Raw genomic sequence first — 21,418 nt, forward strand, 5'->3', positions numbered from 1 at the left:
CCTGTCGATTGTTTCGTTTTCAAGAGGAGAACCATGACCGCGCCGCACGAGACGATGAGCTTCCAGGCGGAAGTGAAGCAACTGCTGCACCTGATGATCCACTCGCTGTACAGCAACAAGGAAATTTTCCTGCGCGAGCTGGTATCCAACGCCTCCGACGCCACCGACAAACTGCGTTTCGAGGCCATCGCCAATCCGTCGCTGCTCGAGAACGATGCCGACCTGGCCATCAGGATCGAAGCCGACGCCGCGACCCGCACGCTGAAGATCACCGACAACGGTATCGGCATGAGCCGCGACGAGGCCATCCGCAACCTCGGCACGATCGCGCGTTCGGGCACCAAGGAATTCTTCCAGCAGTTATCGGGCGACCAGCAGAAGGACGCCGCGCTGATCGGCCAGTTTGGCGTGGGCTTCTATTCGGCGTTTATCGTTGCCGACAAGGTCACGGTGGAAACGCGCCGCGCGGGTCTTGGCGCGGACGAGGCCGTCCGCTGGGAAAGCACGGGCGATGGCGAGTTCACCATTGACGCGATTTCGCGCGCCGAGCGCGGCACCACCATCACGCTGCATCTGCGTGAAGGCGAGGACGACTTCCTGTCGTCGTATCGCCTGCGCCATATCATCCAGAAGTACTCGGACCATATCTCGCTGCCGATCCGCATGCCCAAGGAAGAGTGGGACGCGGAGTCGAGCACTCACAAGGCCACGGGCGAGTGGGAAAGCGTGAACCAGGCGAGCGCGCTCTGGACGCGCAACAAGAGCGATATCACCGACGAGCAATATCAGGCGTTCTACCAGCACCTGTCGCATGACAATCAGGCGCCGCTGACGTGGACGCACAACCGTGTGGAAGGCCGCAGCGAATATACCCAACTGCTGTACATCCCCGCGCGCGCGCCGTTCGATCTGTTCGATCGCAATCACAAGGCTGGACTGAAGCTGTACGTGAAGCGCGTGTTCATCATGGACGATGCGGACCAGCTGCTGCCGGCGTACCTGCGCTTCGTCAAGGGCGTGGTGGACTCCGCCGATCTGCCGCTGAACGTGTCGCGCGAACTGCTGCAGGAATCGCGCGACGTGAAGGCGATTCGCGAGGGCTGCACGAAGCGCGTGCTGTCGATGCTGGAGTCGCTGGCGGACAGCGAAGACGAAGCCGATCGCGCCAAGTACACGACCTTCTGGGAGCAGTTCGGTCAGGTGCTGAAGGAGGGCGTGGGCGAGGATCATGCGAACGCCGAGCGCATCGCCAAACTGCTGCGCTTTGCGTCGACGCACGCGGACACCGCGGAGCAGTCGGTGTCGCTTGCTGCGTACGTCGGCCGCATGAAGGAAGGGCAGGACAAGATCTACTACGTCACCGCCGACACGTGGGCGGCCGCGAAGTCGAGCCCGCACCTCGAGGTCTTCCGCAAGAAGGGCATCGAGGTCCTGCTGCTGACGGAGCGCGTGGACGAGTGGATGCTGTCGTTCCTGCGCGACTTCGACGGCAAGGAACTCGTCTCCGTGGCACGCGGCGATCTGGACCTCGGCACGCTGGCCGATGCAGAAGAGAAGGCCGAGCAGGAGAAGGCCGAAACCGAATGGAAGGAAGTGGTCGACCGCGCGAAGACCGTGCTGGAAGGCAAGGCCAAGGACGTACGGGTGACCCTGCGCCTGACCGAATCGGCCTCGTGCCTCGTGTCCGATGACGGCGACATGAGCGGCTACCTGCAACGCCTGCTGAAGCAAGCTGGCCAAAAGGCCCCGGACGCCCAGCCGATCCTCGAATTGAACCCCGAGCACGCGCTGGTGAAGAAACTGCGCGACATCCCGGATGGCGACGCCTTCGGCGACCGCGTGCGGGTGCTGTTCGATCAGGCACTGCTGGCGGAAGGCGGCATGCTGGACGATCCGGCGGCTTATGTGCAACGGGTGAATCGTTTGCTGGCCTAAGGGTTTGATCCCCTCTCCCTCGTCGGGGAGAGGGGTTGCAACGCGACCACGTGACCACCAAGCGCTGCTTTCCCCCGGTCGTAGACGCCAACACCCGCGTCCTCATCCTCGGCAGCCTGCCGGGCGAGGTCTCGCTTGCGCAGAGCCAGTATTACGCGCACAAGCAAAACCGCTTCTGGCATCTGGTGGGCGAGATCCTCGAACGCGATCTCGTCAACATGGAGTACGCAAGTCGCCTTCAGACGCTCTTACAGCATCGCATCGGGCTTTGGGATGTCGTAGCGGAAGCGCAGCGCACAGGCAGTCTGGACAGCAGCATTCGCAATCATGCTAGCAATGATCTGATTGCATTAATCGAGACATTACCGAATCTGGAAGTGGTTGCGTTCAATGGCGGCACCGCGGAGAAGATCGGCACGCGCGCGCTCGGGTCGCTGACGGAGCGCTATAGGGTCATGCGGTTGCCGTCCAGTAGTCCCGCTTACGCGGCGGTGCCCTATCAGGCGAAGCTGTCGGAATGGCTTCGCTTGCGTGCGTGTCTTGCCGCGTGACGCGACTGTAGCTTCGCACCCTCGGGACGGACTGCCGACTGGAAGAGGTTACTTTGCCTATACACCTTCTCCGTAGCCTCTGCGCGGAGATCGCGGGGCAACCATTTCTCCACGACTCCAACGCGTTCCAGTAGACCGGTTGCGTCGTTGTTTCTTACAACATCCGGCGGCTCGAACCTGAGTTCATTATGTTCACGCTTGAACTGGATCGTCGTCGAGCCCGTGGGGACGCATCCGGTGACAACGAGGTGCGACCGAGGCTGGTCAGTCTAGATGCCCGCAAGGCCGTCGTCGAAAAGATGCAGGCCGGGATCAAGAAATCTATTGACGGATATCGAAACTGGCGGCGATTGGCCGATCCTTATCGGGAGATTGCGGGTTGGGCGGCTCAGCTTAGCGACTCAAAGAAGCAGCGACTTGCTCCGCAAAGCGAAATCCAGATTTCGTCGAATGCCGCTCGGGACGAACAGGCGTCGCTTGACATGCTGAGCCAGCGAATAGAGCAGCTCGAATCCAAGAAAACCGGCCTCCATGAAAGCTGCGGCTGCGATTCCAGATGCTGAGTGAGGTGCAGAATGTTGTGCCACCGACTTGACCTGTTCCCCGGTGGCCGCATGCTCGCGTCAGACGAGATCGAAGTATTGCGTGGTCAGTTCAAGGCGGGTGGTTTCGACGGTAGCCACGTAGAGTTTTTTTTGCAGCCACCTCTTAAGTCTGATTGGAAAACATGCTATTTCGTCGCACATCAGCGGAACGGCATCAGGCGCACTGTTACCCAAGGAGCGGCTTTGGAGAGTACCCATTGCGGTTTTGTGGTGGATTGTTCTTAACAAACGAACAGAATATTTCCGCGCGAGCCTAAAAAAATGTACACCCAGGGGCAGGGTAACGCAGGGACGGCCGGGCGGCCGCTCCTGCGTTAATCCGTTGGGTCTCTCCGCCCGGCCGTCCCGGGCGGAGACTTGACGGCTAGAGCTGGAGACCAGGGGCAGCAACATACTTTGTGTCCCTTCGAACTCCATACTGGCAGAATGGATTTCTTCCATAGAAACAAGGATAGTCGCCATGAAGTTTGAGGGGTTCATGTACTTAGACGTTGATGATCCGATCGTCGCTTGGAACACCTACCGCGGAGTACTAATAAGTCAAAAGTTGGTGCAGAGGAATAAGTGCGGGGGATTCGTTTCCGCCGTTTCAGTGACGGCTGCGAGAATGCTCATGAGCAGGAGCTGGGAGCGATTGAAGTTTGAGCAAGAGTTGGAGAATGCAAGGGCGGCTACTTTTCCCGATAGGGTGTCACGTATCACTGGTCTTTATGTTTTCGACACGCCGGAATCTGCGTTAGCTGCAACCGAGGGATGGGGCGGACATATCAATCATGAAAATCTCACCGATGTAGGAGTCTCTGCGGCGCCAAACAAGACGCGTGTAGATGCGAACTGGATAACCTGGATGCTTCGTGAGTATGAAGCGCGCAACTCCGAATGGGGGCACGGGATAGACCGGTATTGGGGCGGCGAGCCATGTCCATTCTTTCCGGAGCCGATATGGGAAGTATTACTTGATGGTGCCGTTACGATTTGGGGAACGCGATTGAGGCGCCGAGCATATGACCTCATTCGTGAGCTGTCGCCGATGTCGCTGGCGCTTCTAGAGCAATCGAGGTTGGCGGCAACTCTAGGTTCTGATCTCGGGCATATCACCGCACTGCTTACCTTAGAGAATGACCGGCCATTGATGTCGTTCCACACAGATATGCGGGACGCCCAAAACTCCGAATACACGGATAGATTGCACAAGCACATTGCCGCACACCCTGAGCTTGTGAATCATCACGATCTGACAATCGGTGGAGGTATTTTCAGAATGCCTAACTTCGCATCCTATTCCTACGCCTTCGAGTAATCCCTATAGGGGGGGCGTTTGATCAAGGCGGGCCAATTGAATGGAAGAACGGATAGTTAAGATGAGCCTCACTGCTGCGGAAGTCTTCGAATTCAAATCCGAGGCGACTCGTGGACGGCCCTATGCAGCGCGGATAAGTATTGCGATGGCTGTGAGGCTGCTGGACCGAACCGACCGCTACTTCGATCCATTTGCTGTGCTGGACGAACTCGATTACCTTGAAGGCATACGCCCGATATCTCGAACGAAGCCTGAATCACCCTTTAAGGGTCCACACCTTCAGCCATTTTGGCACAAGCATTTTTCTTCTAGCCGCCATCTGTTAAAGAACATCGGAGTACGGTGGGATCTCATCGGAGGCGGGAATAGAGATCTCGATCGGATGATTCTCGACGTAGCCCAGAAACACGGCGAAGATCCGATCCAGTGGATAAACGACTTGATGCACCGCCTCATTGTGGGTGGTTATGAGGAAAGGGCCGTGAGGGGGCTTACATGAGATTGGATTATCTACGCGAAGCACGCCGGAGCGAACTCCTATTTGGATCTCGCTACGCATGACGAAGGTAGAGCCGAACGCGCCGAGCTGTTGGCCCATAAGCTACGCAGTGGATGCTTTGCTGAGTTTCCCTTCGTCTTCGGATAGTCGATACGCTTGCCTTCCGCGAGGACGCGTTGGTTGGTCTCCGCCGAAGTCACAATGGCGACAAGCTGCCAAGATTATGGGGCTCGGCTTCCTAAGTAGGTCGAGCTCTTCCATCGCTAGTACGGTCAGGCTCGATTTCACAGTGCGCTCAATGGATTTGCCCCCGTATCCCCGGACACGGTCACACCGTTAAATTGATAAGGCCATTGCAAGACTGAACTCCCGCGGGGAGCGATAATTCAGCGCGCTATGGGGGTGCTGCTCGTTGTAGTGCTCAAAGGCGATTGCCATGTTGCGAGCCGCCGTTTGCGCATCAGGCTTTGGCATGAACGCGACGTAGTCGCGCTTCATAGTCTTCACGAAGCTGTCGGCCATTCCGTTGCTCTGCGGACTGCGGACCGGCGTGGTCAACGGCTTTAAGCCGATCGCCGACGCAAACGCCTTGGTCTTATCGGCCGTGTAGCCCGAGCCGTTGTCAGTTGGCCATTCGATTTCCGCTGGAGCTCTCATAGCGTTGCCGAAGCGACTCTCAACGGCAGCCAGCATCACGTCGCGGACCACGTCTCCACTATGCCCACCGTTAGTTGCCGCCCAGCTCATGGCCTCGCGGTCGCAGCAGTCCAAAGCGAACGTCACGCGAAGTGGCTCACCGTTGTCGCAGCGGAACTGAAATCCGTCGGAACACCAACGCTGATTCGTCTTATCCACAGCGACCTTACCGTCGTGTCGTCGTCGAGGCCTAGGTCGAATCGATCTGCGCTGCAGCAGCAATCCATGAATACGCATGATCCGGTAGACGCGCTTCACGTTCACCGGCGGCGCACCGTGGCCCTCGCGCTTGCGGCGCAATACGCCCCAGACCCGCCGATAGCCGCAACTGGGCAGATGTGCCACCGCATCGCGGATCTCTTCGACGCAGCCCTGCGTCGTCGGTTCTTCTCGCGGCGCGTCCATCCTGGCAGTCGGCAGGACGAGCCACCTTCTCTGCCACATTCGAGCGCGCTACACCGAGGACTTCACAGACCCGCTTCACAGGTCGTACCCGGGCAATGGGGGTGAGCGCGCAATCCATTTTCGCGACTTCATCACCTCCACCGCCTCGCGGAGAATCTCGTTCTCCATGGTCTTCTTGCCCAGCAGGCGCTGCAGCTCTCGTATCTGCTTGAGCGCATCGCCCAGTTCGGAAGCAGGTACCACTTCCTCGCCAGCGCTGACTGCAGACAGACTACCGTCCTGATGCAGCTTGCGCCATTAGAAGAGCTGATTGGGATTGAAGCCATGCTGACGCGCAACCATCGATACCGTCTTGCCTGGCTCGCAGCTCTCGCGCACCATCGCAAGCTTCTCTTCGGGCGACAACCGCCGCTGGCGCTCCGGCCCCGTCAACACTTCCACCAATTCCTGCTTCGTTTTAGTCATAAACACAATCGTATGCCTATCCGCTATTGTAAATGGGTGACTGTGTCCGGCGATTCAGGGGGGGCTGCTCCACTCAACCACTCGGGTCGTAGAACGTTCGCCATAATGTGGATTGAGAAGAGTATTGACATCAAGGCGGTCCCGACCCTGGTTGGGCCAAACTTCGACCGCCATGACAGAACAGTATGTGGAAGGCAACCCGGTAAGATTGACTCAGATCAGGCGATTCTGTTGTGATCAGTTTATGGGGGACTACTATCCTCAAAGGCTACGTCACAAGCCCGAATTTGAGATTTGCAAACTGACCGAGAACTGTAATTGCTACCCCCAGCAAGATGAGGCCGATGGGGCGCTTATACCACTGATCCTTTTGATCCAGTTCGATATTGATCTGCATTACATCCGGCTTGCTACCAAGCACCATACCTTGTTGCGCCGAGAGTGATTGCTCCCATTCGAATTCCTCGACGCGCTGAATAGTTTTGGCGATTCTTGATGAAAGATGGGAGGCGCTGTCCAGCATCGTTCGACCGATAGCCCCAGCAAGAACAATGAGGAGGAAGCCAAAATTGCCTGCCGTGTTGAAATCTCGTGGGTTGACGGCTGGAGCTATTTCCCAAGCCAACCCGGCAAACTGTGTCTTTTCATAAGTGAGGTAGATAAGGTGTTGCACTGCAAGGCTGATCGCGGAGAGCGCGGTCCGATCTTCCGACATCGCGAAATAAAGGGTTTTTAGTGCCGCGACGACGAATAGCGCGAGCGAGCCAACCAAGAGGATGAGTCCGGCGATACGGAGGTTTATTACGCGCTTCTTTGCTTCAATGATCTTCATTAGTGAGTGCGACCTATCTCAAACAGGCTAACAGCTTCTTCCCCGCTCGTCGCCGCTCAAGCCTTGAACACAAGATGCTAAGCACGCTTCCTCTTGAAAAGGGAAACTGGTTCTGTATGATAGCCCTGTTGTCGTGAAGGACGTGACCCGCCAACTGGTCTCTGGGCTCTTAAAGTACTAGATACCTGATTCGCGGTCGGGGCGTCGAATTGACCAAAACGCCAACAGGTTCTGGCGCCCGATTGCCGAGGTCATCGCGCAAGACCTCGTGTCGATACCGTACGACGAGCGTTTGAGGCGCGGCTCGCCCACCATTGGGTCTAAGGGACGTCGTAGCGGAAGCCAAATGCGAGAGTAGTTTGGACAGCAATATCCGCGACCATGCAGGCAACGCCCTCCTTGGCTTGATCGCCTCGTTACCGAATCTGAAGGCCATCGCGTTCAACGGCGGCACGGCCGAACGCATCGGCATGAAGGCACTCGCCACGCATGGCGACCGCCACCATATCGTCAAACTCCCTTCGAGCAGCCCGGCTTATACGGTGGCGTATGCGCAGAAGCTGACGGCATGGCGGCAACTCCGGGATTGGCTGGTGGCTCCTCGATAGCGGTTCTACGATTCTATGGATCTTCGGCGACGTAGCGTGCCCAAGGGACTTGCTCTCGCGGCGCCGGCTTCAGTACAATTCATCGCATCCCGCCCCTGGCAGTAAGCCGTCCCACTCATCCCGGACGAGCCGACCCCTGGGGCGTTTTCATTTGTGCGTCCAACACTTGAGAGGGACTATGCCGACGGCCATCCTCATTGACGGCGGATACTTCATCAAGCGTTTTCGAGCCATCGAACCCCAGAACGCGATGGATGCTGGCCGTGCTGCGGATTGTGCGTTTCGTTGGGCTTGCGCGCACCTGAGTCCAAAGGCGGCGGGTCATAGCGGGGATCGCAAGGATGCTACTCAGCAGTCTCGGCGCGAGCTGTATCGGATCTTCTTCTATGACTGTCCGCCGCTGATCAACAAGTTGCACAATCCAATAACGAAGCGCGTCGTTGATTTCTCAAGATCGGATGAAGCGCAGTTTCGTCTGGAGTTGCACAGGCGTCTCCGCTCGATGCGCAAGGTGGCGCTTCGCCTTGGACATCTATCGACGCATGTTCAGTGGACGATCAAGCAGGACAGGATTACCGACATGCTGAAGGGGAAGCTTAAGCTGGAGGAATTGACCGAGCATGACGTCATCCCGAACGTTCGGCAGAAGGGCGTGGACATGCGCATCGGTGTCGATGTGTCTTCGCTGGCGTTCAAGCGGCAGGTAGATCAAATCGTCCTACTTGCTGGCGATGCCGACTTTGTTCCGTCCGCTAAACAGGCGCGTCGCGAGGGCATCGATTTCGTTCTGGACCCGATGTGGGCCCAGATTTCCGAGAGTTTGCAGGAGCACATCGATGGTCTGCGGTCTACTTGCCCACGGCCGCGTCCGAAGCAACCCAAGGCGATACTCCAGCCTGCAGTCGATTTGGTCGTCTAGCGGAGCGCGTCCTGGCACGTCGCATGGGCACCCCTTAAGCAGCCTTCGCGCCGCGCGCGGGGTCCACGAGAGGCGCTGGGGTGAGGCGCAGCGTGGGCGCCACGCTTTGGCGCCGGGGTGATGCCACCGCGGTTATCCCACCGCGGTAATGACACTATGTCGCGTCAGGACACCAATCACGCCGTCGTATCGACGTTGTTCCCCACCAAGCTGCCGCTTTCCTCCTGAATCGCTTCCGCCAGCTTGCCCATGGCTGCCTGCAGTGCGCCTTGCAGCGTGTTCGCCTGCGCCTGAAGGCCGCCCAGTTGGGCCGCTTTGGTGCGGTCGTCGGTGTTGCTCGACTGGATGCTCTGGATCTGCTGCTGTACCACCGCCAGTTGCTTCTGGATCTGCGCGATCTGTTCCTTGATCGTTTTGATCGCGACCGAGTCGCTGCTTTCTTCGTCGCTCTGCGCCGCGCCGCCTGCCGAGGTGGCGTTGCCGGAGAGGGAGGGGCCCTGGATGCGCGTGCTGTGGTCGGCTTCGTTGGTGGTGGTGCCGGCCGAACTCGTGGTCTGGGCGGTGGAATCCGCGTCCGCAGTGGGCGCTGACTTTTCCGCCTGCCGGGCGGAGATGGTGTCGCGCGGGGTGATTACCTGCGGCGTGATGTTGGCGAGGCTGGTGCCGGAGAGGCCGTTCATTGTTGTTGTCCTGTCGGAAAAAGAGCCTGACATGGAGAACGGCAGCAAATTGCCCAAACTTTAGTGACGAGCCGATGCTCCAATGCAGGGGCCGGGCGTCTGGGAGGCTGCCTCGCGCCCGCATCTGTCACAATCGCGTCCGTGGCGCCGCTTTCGGGTATTCCGTGAGGTATTCCGTGGCGCGCCGCGCGCTAAACCGATTCGGATCGATTCATGTCTTCTTACCTCGGCTTCGGTGGTATCGGCCTGCATGTCATCGTGGCGATCTTCTTCGCCGTGCATGCGGTGCGGACCCACCAGAACATGTACTGGCTGCTGTTGCTGTTCATCTTCCCCGGCCTCGGCAGCATCGTGTATTTCTTTGCGATCTACCTGCCGGGCCTGCGCCAGACGCGCGGCGCGCGGGCGGCTGGCCGCGCGATTCGGCAGATCGTCGATCCGAACCGGGCCGTGCGCGAGGCGCGCGACGCGTTCGATCGGGCGCCGACTGTCGACGCCCGGATGCGTCTGGGCGCGGCGCTGCTCGACGCCGGAAACGCCGCCGAGGCGCTCGAACACTATCAGGCAGCCGCCAATGGGCCGTTTGCGTCCGACCCCGCGTTGCTGCTGGGGCTCGGCCGCGCGCAGTTCGCGACGGGCGATCACGCCGCGGCGCGGCAGACGCTGGAGCGGTTGTTCGAGGTCAATCCGATCTCGCGCGAGCAATCGGATCCCACGCTGCTGTATGCGCGCACGCTCGCCGTGCTCGGTGCCGACGGCACGCGCGCCGCGTTCGAGCAGGCGCTGACGAGCGCGAGCGATGTGGCGGCGCGTTGCCTGTATGCCGACTGGCTCGCCGGGCAGCCCGATGCGGCAGATCGCGAGCGCGCGAAGTCTCTATACACCGAGATCGTCCACGACGCGCGCCATTGGCCGCGTCATGCCCGCGAGCACAATCGCGAATGGCTGCAGCGCGCGCAGGCGGCGCTGGGCTAAATGATTCCACGCGCCGTTGGCGCTTTTCTCCGCAATATGACGCTTCTGAAACGCAAATCGATCGAGGCGGTGGCCTCCCGCCGTCCGGCGCGGGGCAACCGCGAGTCCCGTCAATCCGGTCACGGCTTCGACGACGAATCCCGCATGACGCCGCGCTTTGCGCCGGTGACGTTTTCCGAGATGGATGGCGTGCGCTATCTGCATTTCGGGACCGAATGGGTGCAGGGCGCGATGCGCCTGCGCAAGCCCGATGCCATCGAGCTTGAATATGCGCAGCAGATGATGGCATGGCTGCTGTTCCAGTCGCCATCGGCGGAAGGCTTCCATGTGGCGCAACTCGGGCTCGGCGCCGCGGCCCTGACCAAGTTCTGCCATCGGTATTTTGGAAAGGCGAAGGTGACGGCGGTCGAGCTGAACCCCGCCGTGATCATTGCCGGCCGCAGCATGTTCGGGCTCCGCGAGGACGACGCGCGATTGACGGTGCGCGAGCAGGATGCGTGGGACTTCGTGATGGACGGCGCGAATACCGCCAGCATCGATGCGCTGCAGGTGGATCTCTACGACGCCACGGCGCGCGGTCCCGTGCTCGACACCACCGCGTTCTACAACGCGTGCCGGCGCGTGCTGAAGGCGCCGGGCGTGATGACGATCAACCTGTTCGGGGACCACGAAAGCTTCCCCAAGAATATCGTGCGGATTTGCGACGCGTTCGACAACCGGGTGCTCGTGTTCCCCGAGGTGCATGACGGCAACATCATCGCCATGGCCTTCAACGGCCCTCGGATCGATGTGTCGTGGGACACGATCGAGGCGCGGGCAGCGGTGGTGGAGGCCACGACCAAACTGCCGGCGAAGGATTGGGTCAAGAAGCTGCGCGAAGCGAATGCGCGGCAGGAAGGGCGGTTGGTGATTTAAGCGGGGAGGGCGCCCGCGATGGGCCCCCCTTCCTCACTCCTTGTGGAAGAACTGCGCCAGCGACCATTCGTCTGTGCGCGCTTCGTACCGAACCCCCTTCCGCATCGCCCACATCGCCAGCTGGCTATGCGAAGGAATGATCGCGTGGTCATCGAGCGCGAACCTGGCTGCCGCCCGCGCGTTCTCCTCGCGGGCCTTGTCGCTGCTCACCGTGGTCAACGAGGTCTCGATCAGCTTGTCCAGTTGCGGATTGCTGTACTTGCCCCAGTTCCATGTCCCGAACCCCGTCTGCGGGTTAGGCGTCCCCGTGATGGAGCGTAGTGCCACGTCCGCCGCCGCCGAGCCCCAGCCCAGCATCTGGAACGAGAACTCGCCCTGCCGCGCGCGCGTGAAATACGCCGCCACGGGCATCGTCTCCACCTTCGTCTGAATGCCGATGCGCGTGAGCATCGCGGCCGTGGCCTGCGCCACCGCGTTGTCGTTCAGATAGCGGTTGTTCGTCGCATGCAGCGTCAGCCCGAAACCGTTCGGATACCCGGCCGCGGCCAGCAGCTTCTTCGCGCCTTCGGCATCGTAGGCCTCCGGCTTGGTCCCGGGATGCCCAAAGATCTGCGGCGACACGATCGACGATGCGGGAACGGCCAGCCCCTCCATGATCCGATTGACGATCGCATCGCGATTGATCGCCTTGCTGATCGCCGCCCGCACGCGCGCATCCTTGAACGGGTTCTTGCCCAACGGCTTGCCAGCCTTGTCCGTGACGAACGGCGGGTTGTCGCGCGACTGGTCCATCTGCCAGAAGATCGTGCGCCACGATACCTGCTGCTCGATACGGTATTTCGCATCCTTCTTGAGCCGCGCCACGTCCGCGGCCGGCACCGATTCGATGACGTCCACGTCGCCCGACAGCAGGGCAGCCGTACGCGCGCCGTTGTCGGTCAGGATGCGAAAGGTCACGCGATCCCAGTCGACCTTCGGTCCCCAGTAATCGGGGTTCCGCTGCATCACGATTTCCTGCCCGCGCGCAAAGCGCACGAACTTGAACGGACCCGTGCCGATCATCGCCTTGCCCGAGTCGAAGTCCGCCTGAGTCAGCGTGGCGGCTACCGCCTTCGGCATGATGGGCACGCTGTTCAGATCGTTGGCGAGGTTCGCGTAGTTCTGCACGCTCATCGTCAACCGCACCGTGAGCGCATCGGGCGTGTCGATCTGCTTGATCGGCTTGGTGTAGCTCGTGAAGGTGCCGGGACTGTTGACGAGTTTCTCCGGACGTTCCAGCGACGCCTTCACATCGGCGCTCGTGAATGGCGAGCCGTCATGCCATTTCACGTTGGGCCGCAGCTTGATCTCCCACGTGGTGGGATTGATCGGCTTCCACGAGAGCGCGAGGCCCGGAATGTACCGCGCGTTCTTGTCCATGAACACGAGCGATTCAAACACGTGTAGCGCGATCGCATTGTTCGGGCCCGCGTTGTTCCATTGCGGGTCCATCGAGGTGACGTCGGCGGCGAGGCCCACGCGCAGGTCCTCGGCCCTCGCCGCATGCGCGGGCGCAAGGGTCAACGCCGCGGTGCCCAGCGCGAACGATGCCGCGGCGCCGAGCCGCAGCCATGCGCGGCGCGAAAGGCTTGCGGGCTGGCCGGCATTCGCGCGGGCCCGGTCGTAGACGCGTTGGTGGATGGTCATCGGAAGCTCCTCTGCGGTCGTCAACACGGCATTGTGCCGCCAAACTTACATCGGTGCGAGATCGGACGCGGATTCGCCCGCCCCGGATGCCGGTAAAATCCGCACCCATGTTCGCCAACTCCCGCACCATCGCTTCCGCGCAGACCGATATCCACGATCATCTGGCCGCGCGCGTCCAACGCCACCTCGCCGAACCGTTCCGCAAGCCGATCGGCGATGCCAGCCGTCATGCCCTGGACGAAGCGCTCGCCGCCTGGCGCGGCGCGGGAGGTGGGGGCGGCGGAGGCGGCAAGGTGCCGCTGATCCTCGATGCCGGATGCGGTGTCGGCGAGAGCACGCTGCGCCTGGCGCAAGCGTTTCCCGACCACTTCGTGATCGGCGTCGATCAATCGGAGAAGCGACTCACCGCGGGCAAGGACTGGTGGGAAGGGGAGATGCCGAAAAACTTCCACTGGGCGCGCGCCGATCTCGTCGACGTCTGGCGCATGCTCGTGGACGATGCGGTGCCCGTGGCGCGCCACTACGTGCTGTATCCCAATCCATGGCCGAAGATCGGGCATCTGGGGCGGCGCTGGCAAGGGCACGCGGTGTTTCCCGCGCTGGCGGCGCTGGGCGATTATCTCGAATGCCGCAGCAACTGGAAGATCTATATCGACGAGTTCGCGGCCGCGCTGGAGATGGTGGGCCGCCCGGCGGTCACGGAACCGTGGCTGCCCACCGTTCCGATGACGCCGTTCGAGCGCAAGTACGGCGCATCAGGCCACGATCTGTGGCGCTGCGTGAGCATCCCAACGCGTGCCTCAGTGAAATAACGGCTGCTGCGTCGGCGCGTCTTCGGGCAGCTCCGCATGTACGATCTCGCCAGAGCGATCGGCATAGAGGGGCGTGCCGCAGTCCTCGCAATACTCGGGATCGAACAGGGCGGCATGGCGGAAGATGTCTTCCACGCCCGCGTTGCGCAGTTCCTCGCAGATCTGCTCGAGCGGATTGCCCTTTTCCTCGGCATCCACTTCGCCAGCCTCGCGGCCATACACCGGCCACACGATGCCGTAGATCACGTCCTTCTCGCCACGAACCGTGAAGCCGACGCGGTATTCCTCGACCATTTCCTCGCCGAACGACGCCACCACCGCGGCCAGCTGGCCGGCGGGCATGTCAAGCGTGCCGCTCAGGTAGTTGACGGCCGCGCGCACGGTCAGCGGACGGATGCTCTTGTCGGATTCGCGGCAGGAGAGGAAGAACGCATCGGGCAGCAGCAGCTCGAATTCGCAACCCGGCAGCATCATCGCTACCGACGGTTGCACCTGCGTGCGCCATTGCTCGAGGCAGACCGAACGCTCGGCATGGTGTTCCTTGGCGTCTTCCTGCCAGCGGAACAGGGCGCCTTCGTGCGGGGCCACGACCACGGCCAGCAGGTAGCGCGGATCGGCGAGGATCGGTGCGGTCTCCGGCAGGTCGCGCAGATCTACCTTCGGCACGGTGCCGGCCAGCGCGGCGGCGGCCAGCTTGTGCGTGAGCGCGAAGGTGTCGCTATGCGTGCGCGGCAGCTGGTCGATGCTGTAGAGATACGGCGACAGCGCGACCTTGGTGCCATTGGCCAGTACATGGGCTTGCAGATGCACGGACAGTGTCTGCGCCACGTCGCTCTTGAGCGCGCCCGAGGGAATCGCGTAACGGGTGTGCGCCAGGATCGGCGCGGCGACCAGCAGCGCGTCGTAGCGCACGCCGTCCGCCTCGAACGTGGCGGACTCCGCCAGCGTCTCGGCCTGTTCCGCGAGCACGTCCGAGGCATCGGCATTGTGCTTGAACAGGTGTTCGAGCGCCGCGTCGAGCGCGGTCTGGCTGCCGTTCTTCAACAGCCGCCCGAGGCGCTGAGAGAGACGGCGCTCCCAATAGCCGTCCTCCATGCGGCTGCCCGAGGCGTCGAGCGCCAGTGCATCGGCCACGAGCCGTTCGGCGTCGGGCGAGAGTCGGGGGGAAGCCTTGGGACGAAAACCTGCCATAGATAGAAACCGTCTGTTTTTTGCGTAAAACGGTATTCTACTCGCTGCGTTGATAAAAGAAGGCCTCACATCGGACCTCCCGTGCATTGGGCGGTCCGGGAAGCGGCCGCACCATGGCAGCCGGCGCGATTATTTCTGCGTGGCGGGCGCGTGGGTCTCGGTGCCGTGCTGTTCGCCGGCGATGGACACGTCGTCTCCGCCCTTCGTGAGCAAATAGAGCGCGGCGCCCGCGACGACGACGAAGGCGATCACAATCTTGACCATGCTGTCTCCTGGCTAATCGTTATGTTGGCAGGAAGCAGTCTGGCAGGGCGGGCTTGCGTGGAACTTACGCGGTGCACCGCGAAGCCTCGGGGAAATCCCTTAAGAAAAATCCCCTTCCCGGGGCCCGTCGCAGGCCCCGGAGAAGGGGATTTTCAGCCGTTTCAGCGGTCGATGCAGACCGATCAGGCCGCCAGCAGCTGACGCAGCACGAACGGCAGGATGCCGCCGTGGTTGTAATAGTCCACCTCGATCGGGGTGTCGATGCGCAGCAGCACCGGCACGCGCTGCGTGTCGCCATTGGCCCGATGGATCACCAGCACCACATCCTGCTGCGGCTTCAGTTCGCCCTCGATGCCTTCGATATCGAACGTCTCGTTGCCGATGATGCCGAGCGACTGCGCGCTGTCCGTGCCCTTGAACTGCAGCGGCAGCACGCCCATGCCGACGAGATTCGAACGGTGGATCCGCTCGAAGCTGCGCGCGATCACAGCCTTCACGCCCAGCAGCTGCGTCCCCTTCGCCGCCCAGTCGCGCGACGAACCCGTGCCGTACTCTTCGCCGCCGAATACCACCGTGGGCGTGCCCTCGGCGATGTACTTCATCGCGGCGTCGTAGATCGACATTTCATCGCCCGTCGGCTGGTGCAGCGTGATGCCGCCTTCCACGCGCGAACCGTCTTCCTTCGGCGGGATCATCAGGTTCTTGATGCGCACGTTGGCGAACGTGCCACGCATCATCACCTCGTGGTTGCCGCGGCGCGAACCGTAGCTGTTGAAGTCGGCCTTCAGTACGCCGTGCGACAGCAGGTATTTGCCCGCGGGTGAGGTGTCCTTGATCGAGCCGGCCGGCGAGATATGGTCGGTCGTCACGGAGTCCCCGAACACGCCCAGCGCGCGCGCGCCGCGCACGCTGGCGCTGGCCGCCTTCGGCTCGATGTCGAAGTCCTGGAAGAACGGCGGCTCGGCGATGTAGGTCGAGTCCGGCCAGTCGTAGACCTGGCCCGTCGTGCCCTTGATCTTGGCCCACAGCGGGCTAGGGTCCTTGACCTTGCCGTAGTTGTTCTTGAAGACCTTGGCATCCAGCGCGAACTTCAGCAGGCCGTGGATCTCTTCCGAGGTCGGCCAGATGTCGCCGAGCCATACATCCTGGCCATCCTTGCCCTTGCCCACGGGCTCGGTCATCAGGTCGCGCGTCATCGTGCCCGCGATCGCGTAGGCGACCACCAGCGGCGGCGAGGCCAGGAAGTTGGCGCGGATGTTCGGGTGGATCCGTGCTTCGAAGTTACGGTTTCCGGACAACACGGCCGCGGCCACGAGGTCGTTCTCGACGATGGCCTCGTTCAGCGGCGCGCTCAGGTCGCCCGCGTTGCCGATGCAGGTCGTGCAGCCATAGGCCGTGACGCCGAAGCCGAGCTGCTCGAGGTACGGCAGCAGCTTGGTCTTGGTCAGGTATTCGGTTACCACGCGGCTGCCCGGGGCCAGCGACGTCTTGATGTGCGGCGCGACGGTCAGGCCGGCTTCCACGGCCTTCTTGGCCAGCAGGCCGGCGGCCAGCAACACGCTCGGGTTGGACGTGTTCGTGCAAGAGGTGATGGCGGCGATCAGCACGTCGCCGTTCTTCACGGGAATGCCATCGGAGGTCTCGTACTGCGCGGTCAGTTCCTCGGCCTTCTTGTTGAAACCGTTCTCGGAGACGGGCTTCGTGAACAGCGAGGCAAAGGTGTTCTTGACGTGGCCGATCTCGATACGGTCCTGCGGACGCTTCGGGCCCGCCAGCGACGGCGCCACGCTGCCCAGGTCCAGCGTCAGGTTCACGCTGTAGTCGATCTCGCCCGGGCCGGCCACGCCGAACAGTTCCTGTGCGCGGAAGTAGCCTTCGAACGCGGCGATTTCCTCGTCCGTGCGGCCTGTGCCCTTGAAGTAGTCGATGGTCTTCTCGTCCACCGGGAAGAAGCCCATGGTCGCGCCGTATTCGGGCGCCATGTTGCCGATGGTCGCGCGGTCCGGCACGGCGATGTTCGCGGTGCCTTCGCCATAGAACTCGACGAACTTGCCGACGACCTTCTCGCGGCGCAGCATTTCGGTGATCGTCAGCACGAGGTCGGTGGCGGTCACGCCTTCGCGCAGGCGGCCCTTGAGCTCCACGCCCACGACGTCCGGCGTCAGGAAATACACGGGCTGGCCCAGCATGCCGGCCTCGGCCTCGATGCCGCCCACGCCCCAGCCCACCACGCCGATGCCGTTGATCATGGTCGTGTGGGAGTCGGTGCCCACGAGCGTGTCCGGATAATAGACATCGCCCTTCTTGTGCACGCCGCGCGCCAGATACTCGAGGTTGACCTGGTGGACGATGCCGAAGCCGGGCTGCACCACGCCGAACGTGTCGAACGCCTGCATGCCCCACTTCATGAATTGGTAGCGCTCGTTGTTGCGCTGGAACTCGAGCTGCATGTTCAGGTCGAGCGCCTTCTTCTCGCGGAAGTGGTCGATCTGCACCGAGTGGTCGACCACGAGGTCCACCGGCACCAGCGGCTCGATCTTCTTGGGGTTCTTGCCCATCTTCTCGGCCACGTTACGCATGGCGGCGAGGTCGGCGAGCAGCGGCACGCCCGTGAAATCCTGCAGCACCACGCGGGCCACGACGAACGGGATCTCGTCCGCGCGGTCGGCGTTGGGCTGCCAGTGAGCCAGTTGCCGCACGTGTTCCTCGGTCACCTTCTTGCCGTCGCAATTGCGCAGCACGGACTCGAGCACGAGCCGAATCGACACAGGCAGGCGCTCGATCGCCACGCCGAGCTCCTTGCCGAGCTGCGGCAGGGAATAGAACTGACCGCTACCGTTGCGGCCGATCTTGAACGACTTCAGGGTATTTTTGAGATTGTGGGGCATTGCCTGACTCCAATGAATGACTCGGGTACTTCGGCTTCTTGTTCTTCAAAGACCCCGATGGGCGCCGGAGGTTCGTCATCCGGCGCCCATCGTCACAGCAGACATTGTGCGCGAGGCGAAGAAACTCCGCCACGCAGCAACACATCGTATTGCGGGTACTGCGGTACGGCGTTTATGGCTTCGGTGCGGCTTGCAGGGTCGCCGGCTGAGCCTGGGCTTCCGGCTGCGGGGCGGGGGCCGGCGCGGCGGCCGGAGCCGCCAGCAGCGGCGTGGCCACCGGGGCGCGCAGCGCGCCGGCGACGGTCGGCGCCGCGCCACCGGCCTGCATGTCGGCGTTCTGGCATTCGTCGGCCAGGCGCTGGCCCAGGTTCTTGTTGAACAGCATGGCCTTGCTCGGGATCACGACGAGGTCGAGGCCGCTGCGGGCGTCGAAGTAACGGTCGGCGCCGGTCACGGTAGCCTGACGGGGCAGGCGGTATTCCTTGGCTTCCCAGTTCACGACGATGACTTCGTCGCGGCGCATGTCGCCGGAGATGTAGATCGCATGGCCCAGTTCGCATTGCCACTTTTCGCCGTTCGGCGTCGCGGGCACTTCGGCGACCGGGGTCGCTTTCTTGGCGGACTTCTTGGCGGGCGCTTTCTTGGTCGCGGCCGGTTTCTTGGCGGGTTCCTGAGCCAGCGCCGCACCGGCGGTCAGGGTCATGGCGCCAATGCAGGCTGCGAGCACGAGGTGTTTCATTGCTGGTTCCTTTTCGGATATCAAAATAGTAGACCGCTGAATCGATGGGGCGCGGGGAGTGGCAGTGACTTTCCGCCGCTATTCTCTACGATTTGCATAGGTCGGCGTAGTACATCATGGGATGGTTACACAATTGCACAGATTCGGATCACATCGCCCTTCGCATGTGCGCGGCAGCGGTGCCGGATCACGCGAAGAACAGCTCGGCGGCCGGGGCGGGCAGGGCGGTACCGGTCGCCTGCGCGCGCTGGAGCAGCGACCAGTAATAGCGATAGCTCGCCCGGTCGTGCAACTGCCCTTCATGGCGGATCGGCGCCCAGTTGTTGCGGTGCGCGGCAAGCAGGATTTCGCTGGCCGCGCCGATCTCCGCGTCGCTGGGCCGGAAAGCCGCGACGATCGGGGCGATCTGGCCCGGATGGATGCTCCATTTGCGCAGGTATCCGAATTCCGTGCGCGCGCGCAGCGCATCGTCGCCGGCGCGCTGCGGGTTCTGGACGTCCGTGCTCACGTTGTGCGAGGGCACCTTGCCGTGCCGATGGCAGGCGGCGGAGATCTCCAGCATCGCGCGACGGATCAGCGGCTGCTCGAATTGCTGCGGCGAACGCATCGCCTCGCCGGGGATTGCCCCATGATGCGCGGAAACAAAATCCATCAGGCCGAACGATAAACATTCCACCTGCACCAGCGCGGCGATGTCGAAGGCCTGTTCGAGCGCGGCATGCGTCTCGATGAGGACGTGGATCGGGATATGGCGCGCGATGCCGGCCGTGCGCGCGGCGTGGTTGACGTGGTCGGTGACGCGGGCCACCTCCACCACGTCCGTCACCTTCGGCACCACGACGTAGGCCAGCCGCGCACCGGCCGCGGCCACGAGGATGTCGATGTCCTCGCGCCATGACGGGTGCGCCGGGTCGTGGATGCGCACGCCCACGCGGTTGAAAGCGTTTTCGGGGCTGTTGATCAGCTGCGCGCAGAGCGCCGCGTGTTCGCGTTCCTGTCCGACGGCGGCGCCGTCCTCGCAGTCGAACGTGATGTCGAACACGGGGCCAAGCTCTTGTTGCAGGCCCAGCGACTTGCGCATGAGCTTCTCGCTGCCGGCATAGTGGTCACAGACCGGCAGTTGCACCGGAATCGCTTCGCCCTGGAACAAGACCTCGGATGGATGCACGTTGATCGAAAGAAAAAGAAACCGTCAAAACAAAAAAACCGGGGCCCGCGCCGATTCGAGAAATCCTTGAATCGATGCGAAGCCCCGGTCAGTCATCGGAGGCGACTGGCGATCAGCCCAGCAGGTGCTGCACGCCGGCACGCTCTTCTTCGAGTTCCTTGAGCGTGATGTTGATCTTCTCCTGGCTGTAGGCGTCCACTTCGAGGCCCTTCACCACTTCGTACTTGCCGTTGACCGTGGTCACCGGGAAGCCGAACATCGTGTCTTGCGGAATACCGTAGTCGCCGTTCGACGGAATGCCCATGGTCACCCACTTGCCGTTCGAACCCAGCACCCAGTCGCGCACGTGATCGATGGCGGCGTTGGCGGCCGAGGCCGCCGACGACAGGCCACGCGCCTCGATGATCGCGGCGCCGCGCTTGCCAACGGTCGGCAGGAACACGTCGTTGTTCCAGGCGTGGTCGTTGATCAGTTCCTTGACGTTCTTGCCGTCAACGGTCGCGTAGCGGTAGTCGGCGTACATGGTCGGGCTGTGGTTGCCCCACACGAACAGCTTCTCGATCGCCGACACCGGCTTGCCGGTCTTGGCGGCGATCTGCGACAGCGCGCGGTTGTGGTCCAGGCGCAGCATCGCGGTGAAGTTCTCGCGCTTCAGGTTCGGCGCGGACTTCATGGCGATGTAGGCGTTGGTGTTGGCCGGGTTGCCGACCACCAGCACCTTGACGTCGCGGCTGGCCACTTCGTCCAGGGCCTTGCCCTGCACGGTGAAGATCTGGGCGTTGGCTTCGAGCAGGTCCTTGCGTTCCATGCCCTTGCTGCGGGGACGCGCGCCCACCAGCAGTGCCACGTCGGCGTCCTTGAATGCAACCTTGGGGTCGTCGGTGATCACGACGCCGGCCAGCAGCGGGAACGCGCAGTCTTCCAGTTCCATCACGACGCCCTTGACGGCGGCCTGGGCTTGCGGAAGGTCGAGCAGTTGGAGGATGACCGGCTGGTCTTTGCCGAGCATGTCGCCGTTGGCGATGCGGAACAGCAGGGAATAGCCGATCTGGCCAGCGGCGCCGGTGACTGCGACGCGCATTGGGGCTTTAGCCATGAGAAAGTCTCCAAACGATGAAAAGGGGTTCGCCGCGGGGTATCGCCACAGGGGGCAGGGGGGCCGTCCGCCGACAAGGCGTAAGTCTACTACTGCTATGTGACGCGCCGCATCCCACCGGAGCACCAGAGTGACCGGCGAAGAGCGACGGCGCGGGGCTGCGCGAGTGTAGGACGGCGGCCCGGACCC

22 protein-coding genes are annotated in these 21,418 nt (G+C 62.2%); 10 read left to right on the forward strand and 12 right to left on the reverse strand.

Annotated elements, in window-relative coordinates; genetic code table 11:
* The first annotated feature begins 33 nt into the window (after positions 1-33).
* The 5 genes from htpG (at position 34) to KHP16_RS17445 (ending at position 4,890) form a co-directional block, all read left to right on the forward strand.
* Positions 34-1,935, forward strand: a complete 1,902-nt coding sequence (gene htpG, locus KHP16_RS17425; protein WP_109580492.1) for a molecular chaperone HtpG — start codon at positions 34-36, stop codon at positions 1,933-1,935.
* 50 nt (positions 1,936-1,985) lie between these two features.
* The gene (locus KHP16_RS17430; protein WP_211960739.1) at positions 1,986-2,486 is read left to right on the forward strand and encodes a DNA-deoxyinosine glycosylase; all 501 of its coding nucleotides are present in this window, start codon (positions 1,986-1,988) and stop codon (positions 2,484-2,486) included.
* A 188-nt stretch (positions 2,487-2,674) separates the two neighbouring features.
* Positions 2,675-3,049, forward strand: coding sequence for a hypothetical protein (locus KHP16_RS17435; protein WP_211960740.1), 375 nt, complete (start codon positions 2,675-2,677; stop codon positions 3,047-3,049).
* Between the two features lie 655 nt (positions 3,050-3,704).
* Positions 3,705-4,391: a hypothetical protein gene (locus KHP16_RS17440; RefSeq protein WP_211960741.1), complete on the forward strand. Its 687-nt coding sequence runs from the start codon at positions 3,705-3,707 to the stop codon at positions 4,389-4,391.
* Positions 4,392-4,452: 61 nt separating this feature from the next.
* Positions 4,453-4,890: a hypothetical protein gene (locus tag KHP16_RS17445; protein ID WP_211960742.1), complete on the forward strand. Its 438-nt coding sequence runs from the start codon at positions 4,453-4,455 to the stop codon at positions 4,888-4,890.
* A 336-nt stretch (positions 4,891-5,226) separates the two neighbouring features.
* On the opposite strand, the gene KHP16_RS28530 is transcribed toward KHP16_RS17445, so the two are convergent.
* From KHP16_RS28530 to KHP16_RS17455, 4 genes are all read right to left on the reverse strand, one after another.
* A complete protein-coding gene (locus tag KHP16_RS28530) occupies positions 5,227-5,991 on the reverse strand; it encodes an IS3 family transposase (RefSeq protein ID WP_280528137.1) in 765 nt (254 codons plus the stop codon).
* A gap of 75 nt (positions 5,992-6,066) precedes the next feature.
* Complete coding sequence (locus tag KHP16_RS28535; RefSeq protein WP_280528138.1) at positions 6,067-6,234, reverse strand: hypothetical protein; 168 nt, start codon at positions 6,232-6,234, stop codon at positions 6,067-6,069.
* A gap of 54 nt (positions 6,235-6,288) precedes the next feature.
* Positions 6,289-6,456, reverse strand: coding sequence for a transposase (locus KHP16_RS28540; protein ID WP_280528139.1), 168 nt, complete (start codon positions 6,454-6,456; stop codon positions 6,289-6,291).
* A gap of 268 nt (positions 6,457-6,724) precedes the next feature.
* Positions 6,725-7,288, reverse strand: coding sequence for a YniB family protein (locus tag KHP16_RS17455; RefSeq protein WP_211960743.1), 564 nt, complete (start codon positions 7,286-7,288; stop codon positions 6,725-6,727).
* Positions 7,289-7,647: 359 nt separating this feature from the next.
* Between KHP16_RS17455 and KHP16_RS28695 the strand changes: the two genes are divergently transcribed.
* Together KHP16_RS28695 and KHP16_RS17465 are read left to right on the forward strand one after the other, a co-directional pair.
* A complete protein-coding gene (locus KHP16_RS28695) occupies positions 7,648-7,896 on the forward strand; it encodes a uracil-DNA glycosylase family protein (protein WP_211960744.1) in 249 nt (82 codons plus the stop codon).
* 178 nt (positions 7,897-8,074) lie between these two features.
* The gene (locus KHP16_RS17465; RefSeq protein WP_179593275.1) at positions 8,075-8,815 is read left to right on the forward strand and encodes an NYN domain-containing protein; all 741 of its coding nucleotides are present in this window, start codon (positions 8,075-8,077) and stop codon (positions 8,813-8,815) included.
* A 176-nt stretch (positions 8,816-8,991) separates the two neighbouring features.
* Here the strand turns inward: KHP16_RS17465 and KHP16_RS17470 are convergent, their stop codons facing one another.
* Entirely contained in the window at positions 8,992-9,495 is a 504-nt protein-coding gene (locus KHP16_RS17470) for a hypothetical protein (RefSeq protein ID WP_179593276.1), read from the reverse strand.
* 213 nt (positions 9,496-9,708) lie between these two features.
* On the opposite strand from KHP16_RS17470, the gene KHP16_RS17475 reads away from it, so the two are divergent.
* Complete coding sequence (locus tag KHP16_RS17475; protein WP_115952611.1) at positions 9,709-10,470, forward strand: tetratricopeptide repeat protein; 762 nt, start codon at positions 9,709-9,711, stop codon at positions 10,468-10,470.
* A 36-nt stretch (positions 10,471-10,506) separates the two neighbouring features.
* Positions 10,507-11,385, forward strand: coding sequence for a class I SAM-dependent methyltransferase (locus KHP16_RS17480; RefSeq protein WP_181366070.1), 879 nt, complete (start codon positions 10,507-10,509; stop codon positions 11,383-11,385).
* Between the two features lie 33 nt (positions 11,386-11,418).
* Here KHP16_RS17480 and KHP16_RS17485 read toward each other — a convergent pair whose 3' ends face one another.
* Positions 11,419-13,071 (reverse strand): ABC transporter substrate-binding protein, encoded by a 1,653-nt coding sequence (locus KHP16_RS17485; RefSeq protein ID WP_211960745.1) that lies wholly within the window; start codon positions 13,069-13,071, stop codon positions 11,419-11,421.
* Between the two features lie 107 nt (positions 13,072-13,178).
* On the opposite strand from KHP16_RS17485, the gene trmB reads away from it, so the two are divergent.
* Complete coding sequence (trmB, locus tag KHP16_RS17490) at positions 13,179-13,883, forward strand: tRNA (guanine(46)-N(7))-methyltransferase TrmB (protein ID WP_211960746.1); 705 nt, start codon at positions 13,179-13,181, stop codon at positions 13,881-13,883.
* On the opposite strand, the gene KHP16_RS17495 is transcribed toward trmB, so the two are convergent.
* The 6 genes from KHP16_RS17495 to KHP16_RS17515 form a co-directional block, all read right to left on the reverse strand.
* Complete coding sequence (locus KHP16_RS17495; protein ID WP_211960747.1) at positions 13,872-15,074, reverse strand: DUF2863 family protein; 1,203 nt, start codon at positions 15,072-15,074, stop codon at positions 13,872-13,874. The genes trmB and KHP16_RS17495 overlap by 12 nt on opposite strands.
* A 129-nt stretch (positions 15,075-15,203) precedes the next feature.
* Positions 15,204-15,338, reverse strand: coding sequence for a hypothetical protein (locus KHP16_RS28545; protein WP_258307836.1), 135 nt, complete (start codon positions 15,336-15,338; stop codon positions 15,204-15,206).
* A 182-nt stretch (positions 15,339-15,520) separates the two neighbouring features.
* The gene (gene acnA, locus KHP16_RS17500; RefSeq protein ID WP_211960748.1) at positions 15,521-18,226 is read right to left on the reverse strand and encodes an aconitate hydratase AcnA; all 2,706 of its coding nucleotides are present in this window, start codon (positions 18,224-18,226) and stop codon (positions 15,521-15,523) included.
* A gap of 172 nt (positions 18,227-18,398) precedes the next feature.
* Positions 18,399-18,965, reverse strand: a complete 567-nt coding sequence (locus KHP16_RS17505) for a hypothetical protein (protein ID WP_109580502.1) — start codon at positions 18,963-18,965, stop codon at positions 18,399-18,401.
* Between the two features lie 187 nt (positions 18,966-19,152).
* Positions 19,153-20,133: an HpcH/HpaI aldolase/citrate lyase family protein gene (locus tag KHP16_RS17510; RefSeq protein ID WP_109580503.1), complete on the reverse strand. Its 981-nt coding sequence runs from the start codon at positions 20,131-20,133 to the stop codon at positions 19,153-19,155.
* A 112-nt stretch (positions 20,134-20,245) separates the two neighbouring features.
* Complete coding sequence (locus KHP16_RS17515) at positions 20,246-21,229, reverse strand: malate dehydrogenase (protein WP_109580504.1); 984 nt, start codon at positions 21,227-21,229, stop codon at positions 20,246-20,248.
* Positions 21,230-21,418: the final 189 nt, after the last annotated feature.

This window comes from Cupriavidus plantarum (assembly GCF_905397285.1).
GTDB lineage: Bacteria > Pseudomonadota > Gammaproteobacteria > Burkholderiales > Burkholderiaceae > Cupriavidus > Cupriavidus plantarum.